General features: G+C 52.0%; 1 protein-coding gene. It reads left to right on the top strand.

Annotation, left to right across the window (positions count from 1 at the left end):
• Positions 1-223, top strand: a 223-nt coding sequence (locus ABLN94_RS24660; RefSeq protein WP_352997364.1) for an adenylate/guanylate cyclase domain-containing protein, incomplete at both ends; no start/stop codon positions are given.

The raw sequence follows: 223 nt of genomic DNA, 5'->3' as shown, positions 1-223 counted from the left end.
GTGCCGTAAACGCGGTTTCATGGGCGGCTTCGGTACAACGCGCGATGATCATTCACGAACGTGATCAGGATGCGGATAAACGAATCTCTTATCGTATTGGGATCAATCTCGATGACGTTCTCGTCGAGGGAGACGACATTTTTGGGGAAGGGGTGAACGTCGCTTCCCGCCTGGAAGGATTGGCTGAGCCCAACGGGATTAAGATCTCGGATACGGTATTCAA

The organism is Ruegeria sp. SCP11 (genome assembly GCF_040329455.1).
In the GTDB taxonomy this organism is placed as follows: Bacteria; Pseudomonadota; Alphaproteobacteria; order Rhodobacterales; family Rhodobacteraceae; genus Ruegeria; species Ruegeria atlantica_E.
This window is presented reverse-complemented; position numbering and strand designations above follow the sequence as displayed.